Source organism: Microcoleus sp. FACHB-672, assembly GCF_014695725.1.
Taxonomy (GTDB): Bacteria; Cyanobacteriota; Cyanobacteriia; order Cyanobacteriales; family Oscillatoriaceae; genus FACHB-68.
This window is the reverse complement of the sequence record NZ_JACJOU010000026.1, coordinates 201,557-221,852: the sequence shown is the minus strand read 5'-3', so window position 1 is coordinate 221,852 and position 20,296 is coordinate 201,557. Positions and strand designations below refer to the sequence as shown.

The following is a 20,296-nucleotide window of genomic DNA, read 5'->3' as shown; positions in this document are numbered from 1 at the left end:
ATGCAGCTAACTTGGCTAGACAGTAACTCTTGGCTGATTAACATGGCCGGCCTACGGATACTCCTCGATCCCTGGTTAGTTGGCCCTTTGGTCTTTGGCAACCTCCCTTGGCTGTTTAAAGGCGATCGCCCCAAAGCCAGAGAAATTCCAGAAAACATTGACCTGATTCTCCTCTCACAGGGATTAGAAGACCACGCACATCCACCTACCCTCAAACAACTCAATCGCAACATTCCGGTTGTGGGTTCCCCCAGCGCCGCTAAAGTTGTGAAAGAATTGGGTTTCACTGAAGTTACTCCACTCAACCACGGCAGTAGTTTTACCCTTGCCAATAAAGTAGAAATCAAAGCGACTCCTGGTTCTCCCATTGGCCCGCAACTTGTGGAAAATGGGTATCTCCTTAAAGATTTGGCTGCCGGCACGACTCTCTACTATGAGCCTCACGGGTATCATTCCCCCACTCTCAAAGCATCTGCCCCGGTGGATGTCGTCATTGTCCCGATTGTTGACCTGGCACTGCCGCTAGTGGGTTCCATTATTAAAGGCAGCCAAAGTGCCTTAGAAGTGGCTAAACTTCTGCAACCGCAAGTGATGTTACCCACGGCTGCCGGTGGTGATGTCATCTTTGAAGGATTGCTCATGTCTATACTTCGGGGTATCGGAAGTATTGATGAATTTCGCTCGTTGTTAGCTCAGAATAATTTATCCACGCAAGTTATTGACGCTACGCCTGGGGAAGTGTTTGAGATTCAATTGCAAAAACGGGCGGTGATTTAGGTTGGTGGGATTTATGAGATTTTTAACCGCAGATGCACGCAGATAAACGCAGATGTAGGCGATAGTCTGTAGTTGGGGATAAACAGATAAACGCAGATGGCGCTTGTGTCGGTTTTTAGGTTTTTACCGGCCTATTTTGCCGGCACTGTGGGAAAGTCTAATATGCCTTTATCTCCATCTAGGAGAACCGGCACTCCGACTGGCAGGGTTGCGTTTTCTCCCTCATGACCAAAAGGTAAGCCGGAAACAACCGGCAACCCTAAATCTCCTAAGCGATCTCGCAAGACTTCTTCTACTGTAAAACTGGGAATTTTCGGGTCATTCGTACACCGGCTAAAGCGCCCCAGTGCAATTCCTCGCACTCCTTTAAATTTTCCCATCATCCGCCACTGAGTTAGCATCCGGTCAATTCGATAGGGTGCTTCTGCAACATCTTCAAATGCTAAAATTGCGCCTTCTAACGGTGGTTCTACGGCTGTCCCTACCAGATGGGTTGCGACGGTTAGATTTGCCGGCAGCAAATACCCACTCGCTTGTCCCCCACCCCAGCCGGTTCCTTGCAAAGGTTTTATAGAATGACTTTCTACCCAGTCAAATAACCGCTGCATCGTCCACTCAGGTTCAGCCGGCAACGTGGTTAGCAAGGGTCCATGAACACCTGAGATGCCGGTTTGAAAGAGACTCCAAAGAATAGCAGTGATATCGGAAAAGCCGATTAACCATTTGGGAGTGCTAAGTAATTCATCCCAGTTCCAATCTTCCAGAATTCTCGCACCCCCGTAACCGCCTCTGGCACAGAGAATGGCGCGACACTCTGGATCTTTCCAGGCGTCTGCTAATTGCTGTCGGCGATCTTCATCGTTGCCGGCTAAATAACCCCACCGGCTATCGTAACCGGCACTCAGTTCTACTCGATACCCACGATCTCGCCAAATTTCCACTCCTTTCTCAAAGGCTTCAAATTCTCGCAGACAACCACTCGGCGCAATCACCCGCAGCAGATCGCCTGGTTTGAGAGCCGGTGGCAGTTGAATTTTAGAATTGAGATTTGGGATTTGGGATTGCATTTTATCGAGATAAAGATTTTATAACCACAGATGGACACAGATAGATTGTCTGTTAAAGGCTATGTTTATTTGCGGTTTTATTTAAGAAGTTGGGTTGGCACGCTGTTTAATATTTTGGAACCATTGTTCCATGCGATCACCTAAGGCTTCTAAAGAATATTCTGTTTCTGCTTGCCGCCGGCATTCTAGACGGTCAATTTCATCTAAGCGTTTAATTGCATCTACTAAGCCTTCGACACTATCTGGTTCTACTAAAAAGCCGGTTTTGCAATCTTGGATTATTTCAGCCGGCCCTCCACGCCGGTAGGCAATCACCGGCACTCCACACGCCAGCGCTTCAATTGCGACATTTCCAAAGGCTTCTACCCAGCGCGGAGTCATCAGCATCGCCTGACATTTGCCTAACTGTTCTTGCAACTTTTGAGTTGAGAAAAATCCCATATATTCCACCGGCGCATCTGGATAGGCTTGACAAATCTGCTGCCAATAGGATTCATCCTGCATTTTGCCAAAGATTTTCAGCGGAATGTCGGCAATTTGAGCTGCCGCGACGGCATCTTCTAGGGCTTTTTCTGGGGCAATTCGACCTAACCAAGCCAACTGAGGGGCGGGAGAATCACAAAAATCATAAAGGGATAAATCAACGCCACTGCCTAAAACCTCGCACCATGAGGCGTTGAGTTCAGAAGATTTTAAAACAAAGGTTTCTGCTTGGGATTTTGTGTAAAGACCGATTGTACCGGGAAACTGAATTGCTACCTGTTCAATAATTTGATCCATCGCATTAGAGAGCGATCCCATACTGACAAAATGGGCGATGGGACAATTAAAAAAAGGTGTTAGATAAAACGGCAACCAATCGTAAGCAAAATTAACAATTAAATCGTAATTTCCTTGAATTTGGCGAGCACATTCCCACATATTTGCCAGTAAAGAATTTCCCGGCATACAAATCAAAGCGTCGCGTTCCTGAGTTTGGGCTGTGATTTGCAATTCACCGGCTATTTCTTTAATTGGAAATGAATCTAAACGAGAGCCTGCCGGCGCGACAATATCCAAATGATGCCCTCGCCGGTGCATTTCCAGGGCAATGTTATACAAAGTCAGTTCCACTCCGCCGCCAAGTCCTGAACCCAATTGGCCAACAGGTGTGGAAAGAAATAGAAGTTTGAGTGAGTTTGCAGATTTACCAGTCACGATTTGCGTTTTTTGCTAAGTGCGATTAGTTGATCAATCCTTAATAATTACCGATCCCCGTTGTTCTTTCACCCCATGTTCCTAATCCCTAAGATTCTCCCCTCCAGAGTCTTGCGGCGGATTTGCAGAATTTGACCGGCTGGGTCGATTTTCTCCAACCGGCAACCCACGTATATTGCTCAACTGCGCTAATGCCCAATTAGCAGTTTCCCGCACTTCATCGTCTGGATCGTCAATTGCATGACCCAATAGCTGACTCATTTGAGAGACTAACTCATAAATACGTGTTAAGTCCCGAATCGCATTTTTTCTTACTTCAGCATTGTCATCTTGCAGAGAAACGGCTAAAGCTCGATTCATCGGTTTTAGGGTGCGGGTGCCAATTTCAGATAAAGCTGCCAGGATTAAACTGCGCTGTTTAGAATCTGAATCAACCATCAAATTCACCAAAGGCTGTACAGCGCGGGAGTCTCCCCGCTGCCCCAAATCCCAAATTGCTTTACGTCGCTTGGCAGGATCGGGCTTTTGTAAATCTCGAATTAATTCATCAATAATATCGATTTTTTGTAGACGAGTAATTTCTTCAACGGCTAAATATTCTGGGGGAGTTGAGTCTGCCGGCTCTTTTCGCTCCTTTTTTTCTGAATCGAGGGCACCGGATATCGGATAGCCGTTGCTGTCATAATTAGGCTGGTGACTGCCTAAATTCGCTTCTCTATTTTGCAGATGGTGTGGGTTTTCAGAATAATTTTGTTGGGGATGTTGGGAAGATCGCTCACCTCGGCTATCGAGATCTGAATCCTCTTCATTTTCCCCAGAACGCATGAGCAAATTAAATATCAAGCCGACAATTCCAGCAATCACAATTACACCCAAACCTAGCAATAGCCATTTTGTTTTGCCTTGCAGCAATCTTGAGGGATTAGATTTTGAATTCGATGCTTTTTGGGTGTCTGGGGAAGGGGCGGGTTTTGCTTGGTTTTGGGCGATTTGCAAGCGATCCCAAGTTGTGGAACCGGCAACCCCATCTGCTTCTAAACCGGCACCGGCTTGAAATTGCGCGACGGCTTCGGCTGTTGTGGCTTCATAGACGCCATCCTCGGCACCGTTGTAGTATCCCAAAGTTTTCAGTGTCTTTTGCAGTTCTCGCACTGCCGGCTGCCGATCACCTGGTCCGAGGGGAGGGCGTTCTATGCCGGCGGGGGCGTTTGCTTGAGCCACTTGCAGGGTGTTCAGAACCACTGCGCCTTTTATAAGGGGCGTTATCGAAATTTCCCCGGTTCGGTTTGGGTGAATTAATCCTTTGGCTGGACTGGGCAAACCCAGGCAACTAGCGCAGGTAACGAGCAACACGGTGGAGCGGTAAAGCACCATATTCTAACGCGGGGGTGGGGGAGTCAACCAGCGTGAGCGATTCAGGTGTAATTAAGCTAGCTCAATCCTACCCGTTCTGCATCCTGCGCGAATCACAGATCAGCTGTGGCTGCTGCTGGTGGAACTTTGATTTTCGATGATTTTGGTTGCTTTTTGGAGGAAATTACCTATCAAAAATCTAAAATCATTAACCAGCTAGCTGTGCCGGTTCATCGACCTGTTGACGGTCAGATTGGATCGGCTGAGGTTAAATCTCCGGTTCGGATTCCGCAATGCGTACCGTCACCGGCAGCTCAACCGATTTGCTCTCAGACGATTGTAGCAGGAGTCGATTTTCAGCAGCAGTTTCCTCCGCAGAGGCAATGGTTTGATCCACTGTACGCCCTAGTCTCAGCTTTTGGGCTATCGTATCACGTTGATTGATTAAGTAAATACTCACGATTGTCAGGCAAACACCAATCGATTGCAGGGGACTAAGAACTTCGGCTAAGAATAAGTTTCCAAATAATAGGGCAAACACCGGCGTGAGGAAGGTCAGGGCACTCAAACTGGTGAGGCTGCCGGTGGAGGCAAAGTAAAAGAACAACCCGTAAGCGAGGGCACTGCCAAAAATCGTTGCATAGGCTAAAGCCGCCCAGCCTGAAAGATCAATATTCACCCACTGCTGGGATTCTGTCGCCAGTGAAAGGGTCAATAAGGCGATTCCGCCTAAAATCATGTGCCAGCCGGTGGCGACTACGGCATCGGCATACCGGCAGACGTAGCGAATGGTTACCGTCCCCACGGCCATCGATAGCGCCGCCAGCAGCATCAGCCATTCCCCGTTTTCAAACAAATTCCCGATTTCCACCGGCACCGATGCGATCCCTTGCTGGAACAGCCCCAAAATCCACGCATCGGGCAAGCCTATCAGCGCGATCCCCAGGACGCCAACCCCTAGCCCCAGCCAGCCCCATAAGCCAATGCGTTCGCCAAACAGCCACCACGATAAAATCGCCACGGCTAGGGGTTGGGAGTCAATCATCACTGATCCCAACCCTGCGCCGGTTCTCAGCAATCCCTCGGCTAAAAAACCTTGAAACATTGCCCCATCCACGAGGGCAAAAAAGGCCACCCACAGCCATGCCCCCCAGCCTTTTAAGGCCGGCCTGCCCATCATTGCGGCTGCGATCAGAACTAAGACGCCTGCCGGTAGCAAACGCACGCCTGCCATGAATAGCGGGGTTGTGTTCGGGATAACACCTTTCATCGCCACCATTGCGGTTCCCCACAGGAAAAACGGGGCGATTAGCAGCAGTGTTGCCAGAGGCCGTTTCGATTCACTCAGTCTTAGATACATGGGGTTTAGCGATAAAATAGGGCGTTTGGAAAGGATTGCAAAAGCTGCCGGCTGTGGGAGCCTTCAACACGATCTTTCGCTTCTTGCAAGGGCAAATAGCGCTCCAAGCCTGAATTGCGAAGTCGAGGGTTCATTTATTTAATTGTACCCAATCGTATAATTATGTTAAGAAATGCTACTAAAGATGTCTAGACTTTAGAGTATCGTGTTAACGCTGTGATATCGACGATTTCATAGCCAGCCGGCTCAGCAGAATGCCGACAACTCGATAATATTCAGGCAAACTAGAATAAGCACGCAATTAATCGCGTGCGCTCTTGTGGCAAGTCCTGAGAGTTCTTCGACCAATTGGGCAACCTGGAAGTATTTATACTCAGCCGCTCCCATCTGGCCACCGTTCGCCAAAGTGATGAGTGATACATTCAAAACTCAAAACTTAAAACACTTGATATTAACTGACTCACAACTGCTGTTTGACCGCCCATGATTTGGCCATTTAACAAGTTTCGCAAACAAATTGCCCGAATTGAAGTGAACGGCGCGATTGCCGGTGCCACTCGCAAACGAGTGCTAGAAGCTCTCAAAACTGTTGAAGAAAAACGCTTTCCTGCCTTGCTGCTGCGAATTGATAGTCCCGGAGGCACGGTGGGTGATTCCCAGGAAATCTACAGCGCTTTAAAGCGGCTCCGAGAGAAAGTCAAAATTGTTGCTAGTTTTGGCAATATTTCGGCCTCTGGAGGCGTCTATATCGGGATGGGTGCCGAGCATATTGTGGCGAATCCGGGGACGATCACCGGCAGCATCGGCGTAATTCTGCGAGGCAATAATTTAGAACGCCTACTGGAAAAAGTTGGGGTTTCTTTCAAAGTTATTAAATCCGGCCCTTACAAAGATATTTTGGCGTTTGATCGAGAATTAACTGAGCCAGAAAAAGATATTCTGCAACAGTTGATCGATACCAGTTACCAACAGTTTGTTCAAACCGTTGCTGAGGCGCGGAATTTGGCAGTCGATACGGTAAAAAGCTTTGCCGATGGTCGAATTTTTACCGGACAACAAGCTTTAGAACTGGGCGTTGTTGACCGGCTGGGAACAGAAGAGGACGCTCGCCGCTGGGCAGCAGAATTGGTGGGACTCGATCCGGAAAAAACCCAGTGTTACACCCTGGAAGAACGTAAACCCTTATTAAGCCGGATTTTGGGAGAAAGTCAGGTGACATCCAGTCTGTCTGCCGGCATTGAGTGGATGGATTTTGAGATGTCTGCCAGTGGTTTGCCCTTGTGGATGTATCGACCTTAATTTAGGATTGAGCGGTCAGTGAGAAGGGAAAAATGTGAAAAGTGAAGAATTAAGTCTGAGCGATTTTTGAATGTTTAAAGATTTCGCTTAGATTGAAGATTTTCTGCGATTGGGAATTGAATGTGTAGAAAAAAAGAAACAAATTTTTTAGCCGGCAATCCCCAATTTGCGACTCTCAATTCTGAATTTTCACTTTTCAATTCTCATTGCCGGTGGGGGTGCTGATCAATACAAATATACATAGGAGAAGTTTGGCGTGGAGTGGAGAGTTCGAGCGATTCGTGGGGCAACAACTGTTTCGGAAAATACGGTTGAAGCGATTCGAGAAGCGGTGACAGAACTGTTAGATGAACTGGAAGCGCGAAATCAGTTAGATCCGGAACAGATCATTAGTGCCACGTTTTCAGCCACCCGTGATTTGGATGTAATTTTTCCAGCAGCGATTGCCCGTGCTCGCCCCGGATGGGACTGTGTGCCTCTGTTGGATGTACAGCAAATGCACGTGGTGGGGGGCTTAGAACTTTGCATCCGCTTTCTCATCCATGTCAATATCTCAGCCTCCCAAGTCGAGATTCACCATCCTTATTTAAGACTTGCGAAAAACCTTAGACCTGATTGGAGTTTAGCACCCAGTTAGTGTTATGCCGGCAACCAAGAAGAATTAAAAATTGAGAGTTTTCTTAGTTTCTAATTCTTCTTTTTTTGTTTTGTCCTGGGTGCATCTCATTTTTGCAAAAATATGGGAGTGGGAGCACCTTTCTCCCTGATCTGCCAACACGTGAGAAAGATGCCGGCACGCCAAATTGACAAAAATGAGATGCACGCAACGAGCATTTTGAAAGTCAAGATGAGTTAGAAGATGTTTTGGCGACCAGATGTTTTGTTCTTCAAACAATGAGTCAGGAAATCAAAAATATTATCAATTATTACTGGTTTAACTCTGGTTGAACTGGGCTTGATTTGTTAGTAGTAGAACATAACCGGATCTCGTATTACCCATTGAATTAGCAGGCACTTTGATTTAAGATTGTTTCAATTTGATTCTGTACTTGTTCAAGTTCCCGACGTTTGTCAGCCAGCCAAACCTTTTCGGCTTCGCATTCTGCTTGATTTTGGCGCTCTCGCTTTTCCTGCTGTTCTAATAAATTTTCCCACAGCGAGATAGCTTTTAACATCGCATCGCTATTCGCATCAGCGTGATCGGCAAATACTGCAATAATTCTTTGTTGTACCTTCTCAAAAATAGACTCTGCCGATTCGCCAAATTTCTCAAAGCCTAACTCACAAACTTTTTCCTTAATCTGAGCTTTAACAGCATCGCCATCTAAAAAACTCAAGCCCAAACCGCCACCAGTACCAGCCGCTAAGCCACCCAAAATAACTCCTATAAAACCAAGTCCTGTAAAAAATAGCAACGCAGCACCAACTGCTGCACCAATTCCTAAACCCCCAAAAAATCCACTATCCTCAATCTCGCCAATTGATGAAGCTATTCCGCTTCCACTGCTGCCAATTCCGCCTAAGCTACCTGCTGTTGCTAAGTTATTGAATTGAGTGACAAGGCTAGTGCTGAGTTGCTTGTCAAACTGTTGAAATTGTTGCCGTATTGCATAAATATCTTCACCAATTTTGCTGTCTAGCACTCCCATATTTTGTTTTAAAATAGACTGTACTTTTTGATTGCCCCAGTCATCAATTTCTTCGGTGATGTCTCGTACAAATTGATCTGCATAATCTTTAGTCAACTTGTCTCGACTCATGATGTGTCCGTGTTCGGAAGTCCAGTGATGACTTTTTGCCATCAGGCGTTCTCCCAACCCTTCCAACCATTCATTCCAAGATTCAATAACTTCGTCTGCCGATTGCTCCATCAGTTCATCAGCTAACAATCTAATTTTTACATCGCGTCCGCTTGCTTCCGCCATTTGTTCAAATATTTTTTGCTTATCTCCTTGATCAACTGTCAATATTCCCTCTAACATTTCCCGCCATTGATTCAATTCCTCGCAGCCAGTATTAATAATTTGCTTAATTCCAGATGCCGACTGCTGAAGTGCGATGGCCCCCCGTTCTTCTGTCAAAAACTGTTCCAGAGATTTTGTAAAATCCTGAAAAGATTTCACATACTCATTTTCCGTTCCGTCCAAAATCGCATCGAGTGCAGATTGAGCCGAAATAAAATGAATCCGGCTTTCACCAGCCATCAAATTTTGACTCTTAAGAATCGTTTCTACCCTTTGTTTTACCTGTTTGCGGCTTTCTTCCCGACGCAGCAAATCGGCAAAATTAACTAAAACAAAAATACTCTTCACACCTTCATCATCTTTCCCTGGATTCAACTCTTTTTTCAAATACAACAGCAGTTCTCGCTCTTTTTCTGTCAAAGCATTTTGAGCATGAGTCAAAAAAATCACCGCATCAGTTGTTTTGAGAACCTGTTCCGTAACTAACGTGCGTTCCGCTTGTTCATTCAATCCGGGAGAATCAATAATTTCTACACCATTGCGGCACAATTCGAGATTCGGATGCTCGAAAATTATTTCTTTGATTTCTGAATTTACAATTTCATCTCCAAAAGAACCTAAAGCTGCTTCCTCAGAAATCGAGGCTTTATCTTTATATTGCTCAGGTGAAATTTCCTCTTCGCGTCCGTCTTTATATTTGCAGATAACCCGCTGCTGCGGCCCGTATTTCAAAACAGTCACCGTACCGCTACAGGGAATATCCCGCACAGGTTGAATTTCTTCGCCCAGCAAAGCATTGAGTAAAGTAGATTTTCCTTTGCTAAACTCGCCGACAACAGCAACGCGAAACCGCTGAGATTGTAATTTACGAGATATCTTTGTTACTTCTTCTGTTAAATTAGGAGATAGCACGTTACGCTCGCTTCCATCTAGAACAGTCAAATAAAGTTTGCCACAAACTACATCCAATTGTTGTCTATACTCCTGAAACTTTTTCAAGTTCTGATATGACGAGACTGAATGCTTTTGATTTTTTTGCTGTTTCGGTTTGGCTGGCAAATGTTCGATAATGTGACTAGCCGCACGGACAAACAAAGAATCTAGAGTTTGAAATTGTGCAGGATCGAGTAACGAGTGGACTTCTGCTAAAGCTGCTGTATCGCTGATTGCTTGATTGCTAAAACTCGCTTCCAAAACAGTCAAAAATCGCGCATCGATTCCGAGTCTGTTGGCGATGATTTTCAAATACTCTTTTTCGCGTTTATCTATTGCCCCATCTGCTGTAGACATTTGATACCCAAAACTAATTAGCAGCAGTTTTTCCTCCTCGGAAAAGCACGATGTCAGCGCCAGAAACTCCGTCAATTTCTTGTAAAGTTGCTGAGCTTGCACGCCCTTAACCATCGGCATTACCAATTGGCGCAAACTGTTGTTAGCGGGGATGAGTTCCGTCAAAGTTGCCCGCAGCCGCTGCATTTCCTCAGCGCCAACCGTACCGTCAACATAGATGACTCCCAACAACACCGTCACCAGCCCCCCCAGAAAAAGCACAGGCGGAGTAATATCCTCTTTTCGTAGTTTTTGCCCTGTCAGCAGCGAAACAAGCTCAATTGTTTGGGGACTAATTAACGAAGTATTCATTTGCAGCCCCTAATAATATTTCTTTTATTAAATGGATCATAATAGATCAGTTATTGCGTTGGTTTCTACCAGGGTAAAAATTTATGATGAACTTTGTATTTCCCGCAGCGGTACAGGCTGCGATCGAGGCTGGTAAATACGCACAAGTCTTTACATCTGCTGGAGTGCCGATCGGCATAGCGAGGGATGCAGCAACGGGACAGTTTGCTGCCCATGCCGTTGGTGCGGTTGTCAATAACAGCCCGCTATCGCCCTTAGTGTCTCCCGTGCAGCTTGCAATGGGCGGCTTGCAGATGTACCAAAACCACATGGGCTTTCAAGCCGTCCAAGCCAGTTTGGGTGTGCTGCAAGCGACAACAGCCGTCATTGGTGTGGGAGTTGCGGCTGGGGTAGCTTTGTCGGCGGTGAATTTGCACCAGACTTTGAAACTAAAAAAAGCAGTAGAAAGGCTGGAAGTTAAAGTAGAAAATGGTTTCATCAATTTAGAACAACTTTTGAAAGGCCAAGGCGCGGAAATTAAGCAATTAATTTCCGAAGTCCTTGCAGATATAAAATTTGAGAACCATCGCCTAGTCTTAGTGCGGGCTTACGGGTTATTTAATCAAGCAATTCAACGAATGCGATCGGCTTTGCAACTGCAAGATATCAACCGCCGGAATGCTGAAATTAATGCAGCGCGGGGGATGTTGTTTGAAGCTTTAGCAGATTACAGAAATCCGCATTTATTAGAAGAAAATTGTGCGGCGGGACAGTTGCGGCGGTTAGAGTGCAGTTGGGCGATCGAGCAAAGTATTATCGGCACGTATCAGGTACAAAATGAATTTGGTGCTGCGGGCGATCGCATCTCTCAGCTTCAACAACAAATCCGTCAAGATGGCTTAACAGTAATTGCTGGCTGCGACTCGGACGAGGAACTAGATTTTCTCTTCCCAGAAATCACACGAATTCACAATCACGATTTAGCTGCATTAGACACTTGGCAAAATCAGATTGACTGGATAAAATCTTTGTCCCAAAGTGAGTTAAAGCAGTTACAGAGTGCTGATTTTAGTAAATCAGACTTAGCTGTTATGGGGGATAAAAATTCAGCCACAACAGCTTCAGCAATACCGGATGAACAGTTATTTTATGAAAATTTGAAACCTAAGTCTCATTTTTATTCTCTTCGCACTCAACTCGAATTAATCCTCGCTCCGCAGCAGCGTCAAGAGTACGAAGATTATATCCTTGAGCAAGGGCAAATAGCTGGTCATAAAAGTTTAGTATCGTCAAACTTGGAAAAAGCGTCTGATTTGGCTGTTGCTAATCTGTTTTACTATTTCAGAGTCCGGGATGAATCGGAAGACGAATCATAATTACATTCAGATGAAACTACAACTGATACCACTACTCCTAACGTTTTTGCTGAATCTTCCCCAATACGTTCAAGCCCTAGACATTTGGATTCAGGTATATGATAATTCACACTGGGTAAGGAAAATTTTGTTAGAAAGTTAGCGCTGGCATCTAGGGGAGTGAGCGTTTATCTGCGTTTATCTGCGGTTAAAAATACCAAAAATAAAAAGTCACCGACATTAATAATAGCCAGTGACTTTTTTTATTATTGTACTTTTTCTGCCTGCTTTAAAGACGGCAATAAGTGATGAAATCGAATTCCGAAGAAAAGGTCATAAAGGAAACCCAAAAAGTCTTTTCCTTTCAGCAATCCCAAACTTTGAGCGCAACCTTTCTCATCTAACAAAGGCTTCATCGCCCAGTAAGCTGACTCGTAGTAATACCAAGGAACCGAAGGCCATAAATGATGAACTAAATGATAATTTTGCCCCATAATCATCACATTGAGAACCTTGTTGGGGTAAACTCTGGCATTTTTCCACCGGCTGCGTTCTTCAAAAGGCCGATGAGGCAGATAATCAAAAAATAATCCCAGTGTGATTCCCACAACTAATGTGGGTAATCCCCAGTAAGTGAGAAAATAGCTAAATAAATCATGCTGGCAGCAAACATAAACCACAGAGAAGAACACCAGCCGGCTCAGAAACCATTCCAACAGCTCATTTTTCTGCCACAGACGCCTTGTGAAGAAGAAGATTTCGTGATAGAAAAAACGAGCAGCAATCAGCCAAAGTGGGCCGCCGGTGGAAACGAAGTGATCCGGGTCGTTTTTGGGGTCATTCACATGGGCGTGATGCTGCAGGTGGACGCGGGTGAAGACCGGAAAGGAAAAACCCAAGATCAAGGCGCTACCATGCCCTAAAACAGCGTTTGCAGTGCGGTTGCGGTGGGCAACGTTATGACAGGCATCGTGAATCACCGTGCCGGCCATGTGTGCCGCAAGCACATTAATACAAAAGCAACACCACCCCGGCCAGTTCCAAAACCAATAGCCGGTGTGTGAACTGAAGAACATTACGACCGACGCCACAAACATCAGTAGCGTGGGATTCACGTCGCCCGGAGGGCCGAGGAATTCTTTCGGAACTGTCAGCGGCTGCCGGGGCTGCGACATTTTAGTTGTAACTCCTTGTGATTTACTCACGCGTAGTATACGATACAAATGTCTAAAAATGAAGTTTTATTACGACATCTCATTCGGTAATCACGCTTAAGTAAGAAATCTTAAAAGATTCTCAGGCTGCTTAAACATTCATGCTCTGACAGGGTGCCTGCGCGACGAGAGACTGCTGCCGACTCCTTTACAGCTTCTTAAGCTTAGCAGTTGAGTTCGCAGTGAACATTTTTAGCACTGCTAAATATTGTATGAATTTAAATATTGTCTAAATTCAAGAATCGGGGTGCGTTGAATTCCCGGATCATTTGATTAAAATCTCCTTCTACCACAACTTTGAAGTTTAAGAAGCTAAATTTTTCTAGATTTATTTAGAACAATCCTCAATAAATCAAACGTGCTGACTCGATTTAAAACCCAACCGTAGGATGTTCAACGATAAAACCCACAAGCGATTGGACTGGCACGTTAACGCAGGATAAGGGTTTTATTTTATTTAGTGAAGTTATCTCATGGCAATTACTAACTCTTGGTTCAATTGGTTATCCTCGGTCTTTCCTTTCCCCAATCAAGCACAGCCGAGTCAAATTGGAGATCCGCAACAGCAAAGCGCTCTGTTACGCAAAATTATAGACCGCATCCGCAACTCGCTGGAGTTGAAAGTCGTATTGCAAACGGCAGTGGATGAAGTCGGCAGTTTACTGCAAGTCGAACGCTGTAGTTTTCTTTGGTATTACAACGATACGCAACGGGTGCAAGTGGTGTGCGAACGGCTTGGCAGCAATCAAAAACCTTCTCAATTAGGATACTATCCCCTGGAAAGCTTTGGGGCAGCCGCAACGGCAATTGCTGAGGGGGCTTTAATTATTAATTATGGGCCAGAAAGCAATCCCAGTGGGGTGAGTGCGGTGGCGCGACTAATGTCTCGGTTGCCGCTTCGCAAAACGCCACCGGCAGCAAGCGAATCACAGAATTTCCAGCCGCAAACGTCGTGTCAATTGCTGGGCGCTGTTGCCAATCTGCTGGTGCCGGTGAAAAGTCAATCTGGCTGGATTGGTTTTATTGCCTGTTTATGCGAGCAACCCCGGCAGTGGAGTGCAGAGGAAATTGAGTTTCTTCAGTCAATGGCGCAACAACTAGAAATTGCGATTCGCCAAGCTCAACTCTATGAGCAAACGCAAAAACAAGCAGCGCGTGAGCGGTTGGTTAACCAAATTACCACCCAAACCCGTCAAAGTTTAAATCTGGAAACGATTCTGACTGAGGCGATCGCCCAGCTAATGGAAGCGCTGAAGGCAGATCGCTGCTTGGTGCATTTAGTTGAGGATCTTGAAGACGGGAAGCTCAGTTACCCGCTTTCAGAAGAGGATGTGGAAGCGGCGGCGGAGGGAGTCGCGTTTAGACGCCGGCATCTGTTTGAAGTTTGCCGAGATCCGTTTCCTCCCTCTATTCATGAATTTGACACACATGGGCCGATTAGTCAGTGGGTGATTGAACACCGGCAACTGGTGGCAATCTCGGATGTGGCGCAAGATCCTCGCATCGGCAGTAATAATGCTGAGTATAAACGGGCGAAAATTCAATCGTCTCTCGTCGTGCCGGTGCAGGCAAACGGTCAACTGCACGCGATTTTGTATCTCAATCAATGTTCGCACACGCGCTATTGGTCGAAAAATGATCGGGACTTAGCGCAAGCGGTGGCGGATCAATTGGCGATTTCTATCCACCAAGCTTATCTCTACGCTCAGGCACACAGTGCGGCTGCAACAGCAACGGCTCAAGCCCAACAATTAGGGAAACTGCTTCACGATTTGCAGCAAAGTCAGGCGCAATTAATTCAAACGGAAAAAATGTCGAGTCTCGGTCAATTGGTGGCGGGAGTGGCGCACGAAATTAATAACCCGGTAAATTTTATCTACGGCAATCTTAACTATGCCAACAACTACATCAAAGAGTTGTTACAACTGGTGATGCTCTACAAAAAGCACTACCCCAATCCAGTATCTGAAATTGAGGAGCTTTCTGAAGAGATTGACCTTGATTTTTTGAATGAAGATTTACCGAAATTGCTAGCCTCGATGAAAATGGGGGCTGATCGAATTCGCCAGATTGTGTTATCCCTGCGGAATTTTTCACGACTTGACCAAGCGGAAATGAAGCGGGTGGATTTGCATGAAGGGCTGGATAATACGCTGTTGATTTTACAAAACCGGCTGAAGGCTCACGGGGCGTATCCGGGTGTTGAAGTGGTGAAGGAATACGGGCAGTTGCCGCAAGTCGAGTGCTATGCCGGCCAGATGAATCAGGTATTTATGAATATTCTCAGCAATGCCATTGATGCGCTTGAAGAATCAGTGCTCAGTGGTTATTGGAAAACCGGCAAACTCCCAGAATCAACAACTCCGACGATTTGGATTCACACAGAGATCTCGCATCCCAATTATGTGACGGTACGGATTGCAGATAATGGGCCGGGGATGAGTGAAAGCGTTAGATCGCGATTGTTTGACCCGTTTTTCACGACAAAGCCGGTGGGCAAAGGTACGGGATTGGGTTTATCGATCAGTTATCAAATTGTGGTGGATAAGCACGGCGGTGCGATTTTTTGCCTATCTGAACCAGGACAGGGAACTGAGTTTAGAATTGATATCCCCGTCAGGCCGGCTTTGAAACACTGTGAGGTGCCGGCTGAACTCAAATCTGTGGCAGGAGTTTCGGCTTGAGGGAGAAACACTTGCGGCTGTACAAACAAAAGGTGCCGGCTAGATCGCAACGCTTCACCCTGGCACCTTTTACCAACCGCACATCACGCTTTGCAAGGCACAAACTCGCCTGATATTGAACGCAGCTTCAATCGCTTCAGCAAACATCGTTTTCCGTTAGCCTTGCTGGAAATTCATCCGCCTCTTCCGGGACACTTTCCTATGTTTAAGAGTCTCTGATTCCTACTTGACAACCCAGCCCAGCAGTGAGATTATCAAGTTTACTGTTAAGCCAATCGCTTTAAGATTCAAGATAAAGATAACTGACAATCTTTTCTCTTGAACAATGCTTTAGCTTGCTTAAAAATTATCCGAACAAGCCAGAATCAATCGATTCAGAATTTATCAGTCATTTTTGTTAGGTATTGGAATAATAAACAATTTTGCAAGTTAATAGGACAAAATATATTTAATGTTGGAAAACACCGGACTTTTTGATGAAAGTTTTTATCTAGAGAGCAACCTGGATGTCGCTGAGGCTGTGAAGAGTGGAGCCTTTAGCAGTGGATTTGCCCACTTTAAGGAGTATGGCCGGTTTGAAGGTCGCGATCCAAACGAACTGTTTAACACGGGCTTTTATTTAGAAACCAATCCAGATGTTGCTGCGGCAGTTGAAACTAATAAAATTACAGCATTCGATCATTTTATTAAATTTGGTCAATTTGAGGAGCGCGATCCGAGTTCTCTGTTTAACACCCGGATTTATCTAGAGCGAAACCCAGATGTTGCCGCTGCTGTCGAAAAAGATCAACTCACCGGCATTGAACATTTTGTTGAATTTGGCATTGGTGAAGGACGCGATCCAGCTCAAGCTTTGCAAGTGCTAAACACACTTCTCGTTGGCAATAGCCGGGGAAATAATGTGCAACGCGTTGATGCTAAAACCGGCGAAATTTTAGGGGAGTTTATCCCAGCGAACAGTGGCGGTTTGTTTGCTCCAGATACTTTGATTTACGGCCCGGATGGCAACGCTGATGGTATCCAAGACCTTTATATCAGTAGTGGGGATAAGCCGGCAACGTCTCAAGAACAAGGTGCTTCCGTTGTCTTGCGCTATGACGGGGTAACTGGAGAATTTATTGATGTGTTTGTTGGGGATAATCCTAACACGCCGGATGTGGATGAAAGCGGCGGATTGCACCGGCCTTATGGTTTGGCTTTTGGTGAGGATAGGGATCTTTATGTCAGCAGTTTCTTGACTGATCGCATCCTGCGTTACAACAGCACAACCGGCCAGTTTATTGATGTTTTTGCAACTGGAAACGCGCAAGCCGGTGGGCTAAATGGGCCAAATGGTTTGCTTTTTGCGCCGGATGGGAATCTTTACGTGACGACTCAAGGGAGTGTTGCACGGGAGGGTGAACCTGATTTTAGTGCCGGCTTGCCGAGTCAGGTGTTGCGCTTCAATGTGCAAAGCCGGCAGTCGGAAGTATTTGCATCGCCGGCAACTCCACCGGATGGTGCGGGGTTTGTCAGCCTTCTGGGAATGGCAATTGGCCCTAAAGATGGCGATCTCTACGTCAGTGATTTTGCCAATGATATTCGGCGTTATGACTTAGAAACGCGTGAATTAGTTAAGGTTTTACCGACTAATTACACGGGGACTTCACCCAGTCAGAATTTCACCGGCAGCTTGGCGTTTTCCCCCAATAGTAATCTTTTTACGGTTGGGTTTGATTATGGTGAGGGGGCAAATAATCGGGGTGCCATTTTGCGCTATGAGGCAGAGAATGGGAATTCTCTGCCTTCATCGGGTAATAATGGGGCGATTTTTGTTGCGCCTAATGATGATTTAGTGCGCCCGATAGGGATTACTTTTTTTGTTGGTTAAAAGATTTTTTTAACCACAGATGCACACAGATAAACACAGATGGGTTATCTGTTTGTGTCAAAGATCAATTATTTTTTAACCGCAGATAAACGCAGATGGTTTATCTGTTTGTGTTAGAGATAATATGAGGGTATGATGCCAAGTTTTTCTATCTCCCTCTCTCTCATGCCCGTACCTTTAGGTTGGCGAAGCCTTGCCCATACCTTTAGGTTGGCGAAGCCATGCCCAATGCCCAATGCCCCATGCCCCATGCCCCATGCCCCATGCCCCTACTATACTGGAACTGCCATCCCGCGCTGAACTGCGGGGCGTTGCTGGACGGTTTCTACCCAGCGTTTAAGACTGGGGTGTGCGTCGAGGGTGAGTCCTTGGAATTCATAAATGGCAACCCAAGGGTATATAGCCATATCGGCAATTGAGTAGTCGCCGCAGATGTATTCGTGGTTTTCTAGTTGTTTATCGAGGACGCTGTAAAGCCGCAGGGTTTCTTTTTCATAGCGTTCGATGGCGTAGGGAATTTTTTCAGGGGCAAAGCGTTTGAAGTGGTTTAGTTGGCCGAACATTGGCCCGACGCTTGCCATTTGGAACATCAACCATTGGATAACTTGAATGCGATTTTTGGTGTCTGTGGGGAGGAATTTGCCGGTTTTTTCGGCGAGATAAATGAGTATTGCGCCGGATTCAAATACGGTGATACCGGCATCATTGTCAACAATCGCGGGAATTTTACTGTTGGGGTTGATGGCGATGAATTCTGGGGTGAATTGATCGTTTTTGGTAATGTCAATTTTATGGGTGTTGTAGGGAAGGCCGGTTTCTTCCAGCATGATTGACGCTTTGCGTCCGTTGGGTGTGGTGAAGGTGTAGAGTTCTATCATCAGTTATTCCTTCGTTTTGAGGCGAGTTAATCAGGGATTTTTAGCTAGGAAACATCTACAAATTCTTCAGTGCTTCTAGCAGTTTTTCGACACCGGCATTGGGATCGAGGAAGGAGAACAAGTGCTTGTAGCGGAGTTTTCCTTGTCTGTCGAGGACAAATTGTGCCGGCAGGGGAGCACCGAGGGCTTGACCTGTTCCATAGGCGCGAAACACGCCGCATTTAGGATCGCTTAGCAACGGCATTTTGATATGCAAATCTTCGATGACAATTTTACTTTGTTGCTCATCGGTACTGCTAATCATTAAAACTTCTGCGCCGGCTTCGGTAAATTTTTCGTAAGCCTGATTCATGGCTTTGATATGGGGAAAGCACAGGGGACAATACTGCTTTTCTGTAAAGATGCGTGTGAAAGCGAGTATGACGGGTTGCTTTCCTCGATATTCTGATAATTTGAGTCGGCGGTTGCCTTTGATATCAGGCAGTTCAAAGTCTGGCGGACAGACTTCCATGTATAGCTTATTGACTGCCGGCTTCGGCAAAAAGTTGTTGAAGAAGCGCTGATTGATTAAGCCGCTAAAGTCAGTAGAAGTCAGCATAAAGTCGATATCTCCTGCTAAAGTTTGGCAATGAATAATCGGTAATGAGTAATACTTATTCACCGTTTACTCATTACCGGCAATCGATCTTGGGCTATTTTATTTCTTCAAATCGGTAGTCCAGCAGGGGCGTTTAGACCGCAAATATTCAAAATATAAGCAATAATCTAATTTCATAAAACTGCCCCTGCCACTCGCTACTTAATCGCCCTAATTTCCAGCTAAATTCTGAAAATTATACAGCGGAAAAGTAGACTTTGGATTTGACTGGATCGGGAGTCATCGTCTGATCACCAGGCTGCCAGCCAGCGGGACAGACTTCATCGGGGTGAGACTGGACGTGCTGGATCGCTTGCAGTGTCCGCAGAGTTTCATCCACGTTACGACCAAAGGCAAGGTTGTTAATGGTTGCGTGCTGAATTGTACCTTCTTTATCGATAATAAAGAGACCTCGCAAGGCAATTCCAGCTTCCGGATCGAGCACGTTGTAAGCTGTGCTAATTTCTTTCTTAATATCAGAGACAAGTGGATAGTTCAAATCGCCGACGCCGCCGGATTTGCGGTCGCTTTGAATCCATGCCAAGTGAGAAAATTCACTGTCAACTGAAACGCCAAGAATTTCGGTGTTGATTTTAGAGAAATCTCCGTGACGATCACTAAAGGCTGTGATCTCTGTGGGACACACAAAGGTGAAGTCAAGGGGGTAGAAGAACAGGACTACATACTTGCCACGATAATCAGACAATTTAATCGTCTTGAATTCTTGATCGACCACAGCTGTTGCGGTGAAGTCTGGGGCAGTTTGGCCAACCCGGAGACATCCTTCTGCGTGATGAGTCATGAACCGTTATCTCCTTGAATGTTTACACTCTACTTGTGCGGGAGTTTAGGCAAGGTAGAGACGCCTCTGGTGCGTCTTTACAGCCACACGCGCACCGACTGCTTATTTAAGAACTGTAACAAATATATCATACTCATAACGATTTTGAGTAGACAGTTAATTGGGCAGCTAGCCGGCACTTCTGAGAAAGGGAGACGATGTCGCACGTACTCTTAGCTT

General features: G+C 45.9%; 16 protein-coding genes. 6 read left to right on the top strand and 10 right to left on the bottom strand.

What is annotated here, in order from left to right:
* Nucleotides 1-777, top strand: a complete 777-nt coding sequence (locus H6F56_RS21015; protein ID WP_190672196.1) for an MBL fold metallo-hydrolase — start codon at nucleotides 1-3, stop codon at nucleotides 775-777.
* A gap of 131 nt (nucleotides 778-908) precedes the next feature.
* On the opposite strand, the gene H6F56_RS21010 is transcribed toward H6F56_RS21015, so the two are convergent.
* From H6F56_RS21010 to H6F56_RS26975, 5 genes are all read right to left on the bottom strand, one after another.
* A complete protein-coding gene (locus tag H6F56_RS21010; RefSeq protein WP_190672193.1) occupies nucleotides 909-1,844 on the bottom strand; it encodes a S66 peptidase family protein in 936 nt (311 codons plus the stop codon).
* Nucleotides 1,845-1,925: 81 nt separating this feature from the next.
* Complete coding sequence (locus H6F56_RS21005) at nucleotides 1,926-3,041, bottom strand: glycosyltransferase family 4 protein (protein WP_190672189.1); 1,116 nt, start codon at nucleotides 3,039-3,041, stop codon at nucleotides 1,926-1,928.
* Between the two features lie 81 nt (nucleotides 3,042-3,122).
* Nucleotides 3,123-4,415 (bottom strand): peptidoglycan-binding protein, encoded by a 1,293-nt coding sequence (locus H6F56_RS21000; RefSeq protein WP_190672186.1) that lies wholly within the window; start codon nucleotides 4,413-4,415, stop codon nucleotides 3,123-3,125.
* Nucleotides 4,416-4,662: 247 nt separating this feature from the next.
* Nucleotides 4,663-5,754, bottom strand: coding sequence for a DMT family transporter (locus H6F56_RS20995; protein WP_190672182.1), 1,092 nt, complete (start codon nucleotides 5,752-5,754; stop codon nucleotides 4,663-4,665).
* A gap of 5 nt (nucleotides 5,755-5,759) precedes the next feature.
* Nucleotides 5,760-5,888 (bottom strand): hypothetical protein, encoded by a 129-nt coding sequence (locus H6F56_RS26975; RefSeq protein ID WP_255513764.1) that lies wholly within the window; start codon nucleotides 5,886-5,888, stop codon nucleotides 5,760-5,762.
* Nucleotides 5,889-6,237: 349 nt separating this feature from the next.
* On the opposite strand from H6F56_RS26975, the gene sppA reads away from it, so the two are divergent.
* Together sppA and aroH are read left to right on the top strand one after the other, a co-directional pair.
* A complete protein-coding gene (gene sppA / locus H6F56_RS20990) occupies nucleotides 6,238-7,053 on the top strand; it encodes a signal peptide peptidase SppA (RefSeq protein WP_190672180.1) in 816 nt (271 codons plus the stop codon).
* A 256-nt stretch (nucleotides 7,054-7,309) separates the two neighbouring features.
* Nucleotides 7,310-7,690, top strand: a complete 381-nt coding sequence (aroH, locus tag H6F56_RS20985) for a chorismate mutase (RefSeq protein ID WP_190672177.1) — start codon at nucleotides 7,310-7,312, stop codon at nucleotides 7,688-7,690.
* 367 nt (nucleotides 7,691-8,057) lie between these two features.
* Here the strand turns inward: aroH and H6F56_RS20980 are convergent, their stop codons facing one another.
* Entirely contained in the window at nucleotides 8,058-10,658 is a 2,601-nt protein-coding gene (locus tag H6F56_RS20980) for a dynamin family protein (RefSeq protein WP_190672174.1), read from the bottom strand.
* 83 nt (nucleotides 10,659-10,741) lie between these two features.
* Here H6F56_RS20980 and H6F56_RS20975 point away from each other — a divergent pair, with 83 nt between their 5' ends.
* A complete protein-coding gene (locus H6F56_RS20975; RefSeq protein WP_199313120.1) occupies nucleotides 10,742-12,013 on the top strand; it encodes a hypothetical protein in 1,272 nt (423 codons plus the stop codon).
* A 245-nt stretch (nucleotides 12,014-12,258) separates the two neighbouring features.
* Here H6F56_RS20975 and crtR read toward each other — a convergent pair whose 3' ends face one another.
* On the bottom strand, nucleotides 12,259-13,167 hold the full coding sequence (crtR, locus tag H6F56_RS20970; RefSeq protein ID WP_190672172.1) for a beta-carotene hydroxylase: 909 nt from the start codon (nucleotides 13,165-13,167) through the stop codon (nucleotides 12,259-12,261).
* A gap of 512 nt (nucleotides 13,168-13,679) precedes the next feature.
* Between crtR and H6F56_RS20965 the strand changes: the two genes are divergently transcribed.
* The gene (locus tag H6F56_RS20965) at nucleotides 13,680-15,890 is read left to right on the top strand and encodes a GAF domain-containing protein (protein WP_190672169.1); all 2,211 of its coding nucleotides are present in this window, start codon (nucleotides 13,680-13,682) and stop codon (nucleotides 15,888-15,890) included.
* A 451-nt stretch (nucleotides 15,891-16,341) separates the two neighbouring features.
* Complete coding sequence (locus H6F56_RS20960) at nucleotides 16,342-17,760, top strand: hypothetical protein (protein WP_190672167.1); 1,419 nt, start codon at nucleotides 16,342-16,344, stop codon at nucleotides 17,758-17,760.
* A 272-nt stretch (nucleotides 17,761-18,032) separates the two neighbouring features.
* On the opposite strand, the gene H6F56_RS20955 is transcribed toward H6F56_RS20960, so the two are convergent.
* The 3 genes from H6F56_RS20955 to H6F56_RS20945 form a co-directional block, all read right to left on the bottom strand.
* Complete coding sequence (locus H6F56_RS20955) at nucleotides 18,033-18,638, bottom strand: glutathione S-transferase N-terminal domain-containing protein (RefSeq protein WP_190672164.1); 606 nt, start codon at nucleotides 18,636-18,638, stop codon at nucleotides 18,033-18,035.
* A 55-nt stretch (nucleotides 18,639-18,693) separates the two neighbouring features.
* Nucleotides 18,694-19,236, bottom strand: a complete 543-nt coding sequence (locus H6F56_RS20950) for a peroxiredoxin family protein (RefSeq protein ID WP_190672292.1) — start codon at nucleotides 19,234-19,236, stop codon at nucleotides 18,694-18,696.
* A 235-nt stretch (nucleotides 19,237-19,471) separates the two neighbouring features.
* Nucleotides 19,472-20,077: a peroxiredoxin gene (locus H6F56_RS20945; RefSeq protein ID WP_190672161.1), complete on the bottom strand. Its 606-nt coding sequence runs from the start codon at nucleotides 20,075-20,077 to the stop codon at nucleotides 19,472-19,474.
* Nucleotides 20,078-20,296 lie beyond the last annotated feature (219 nt).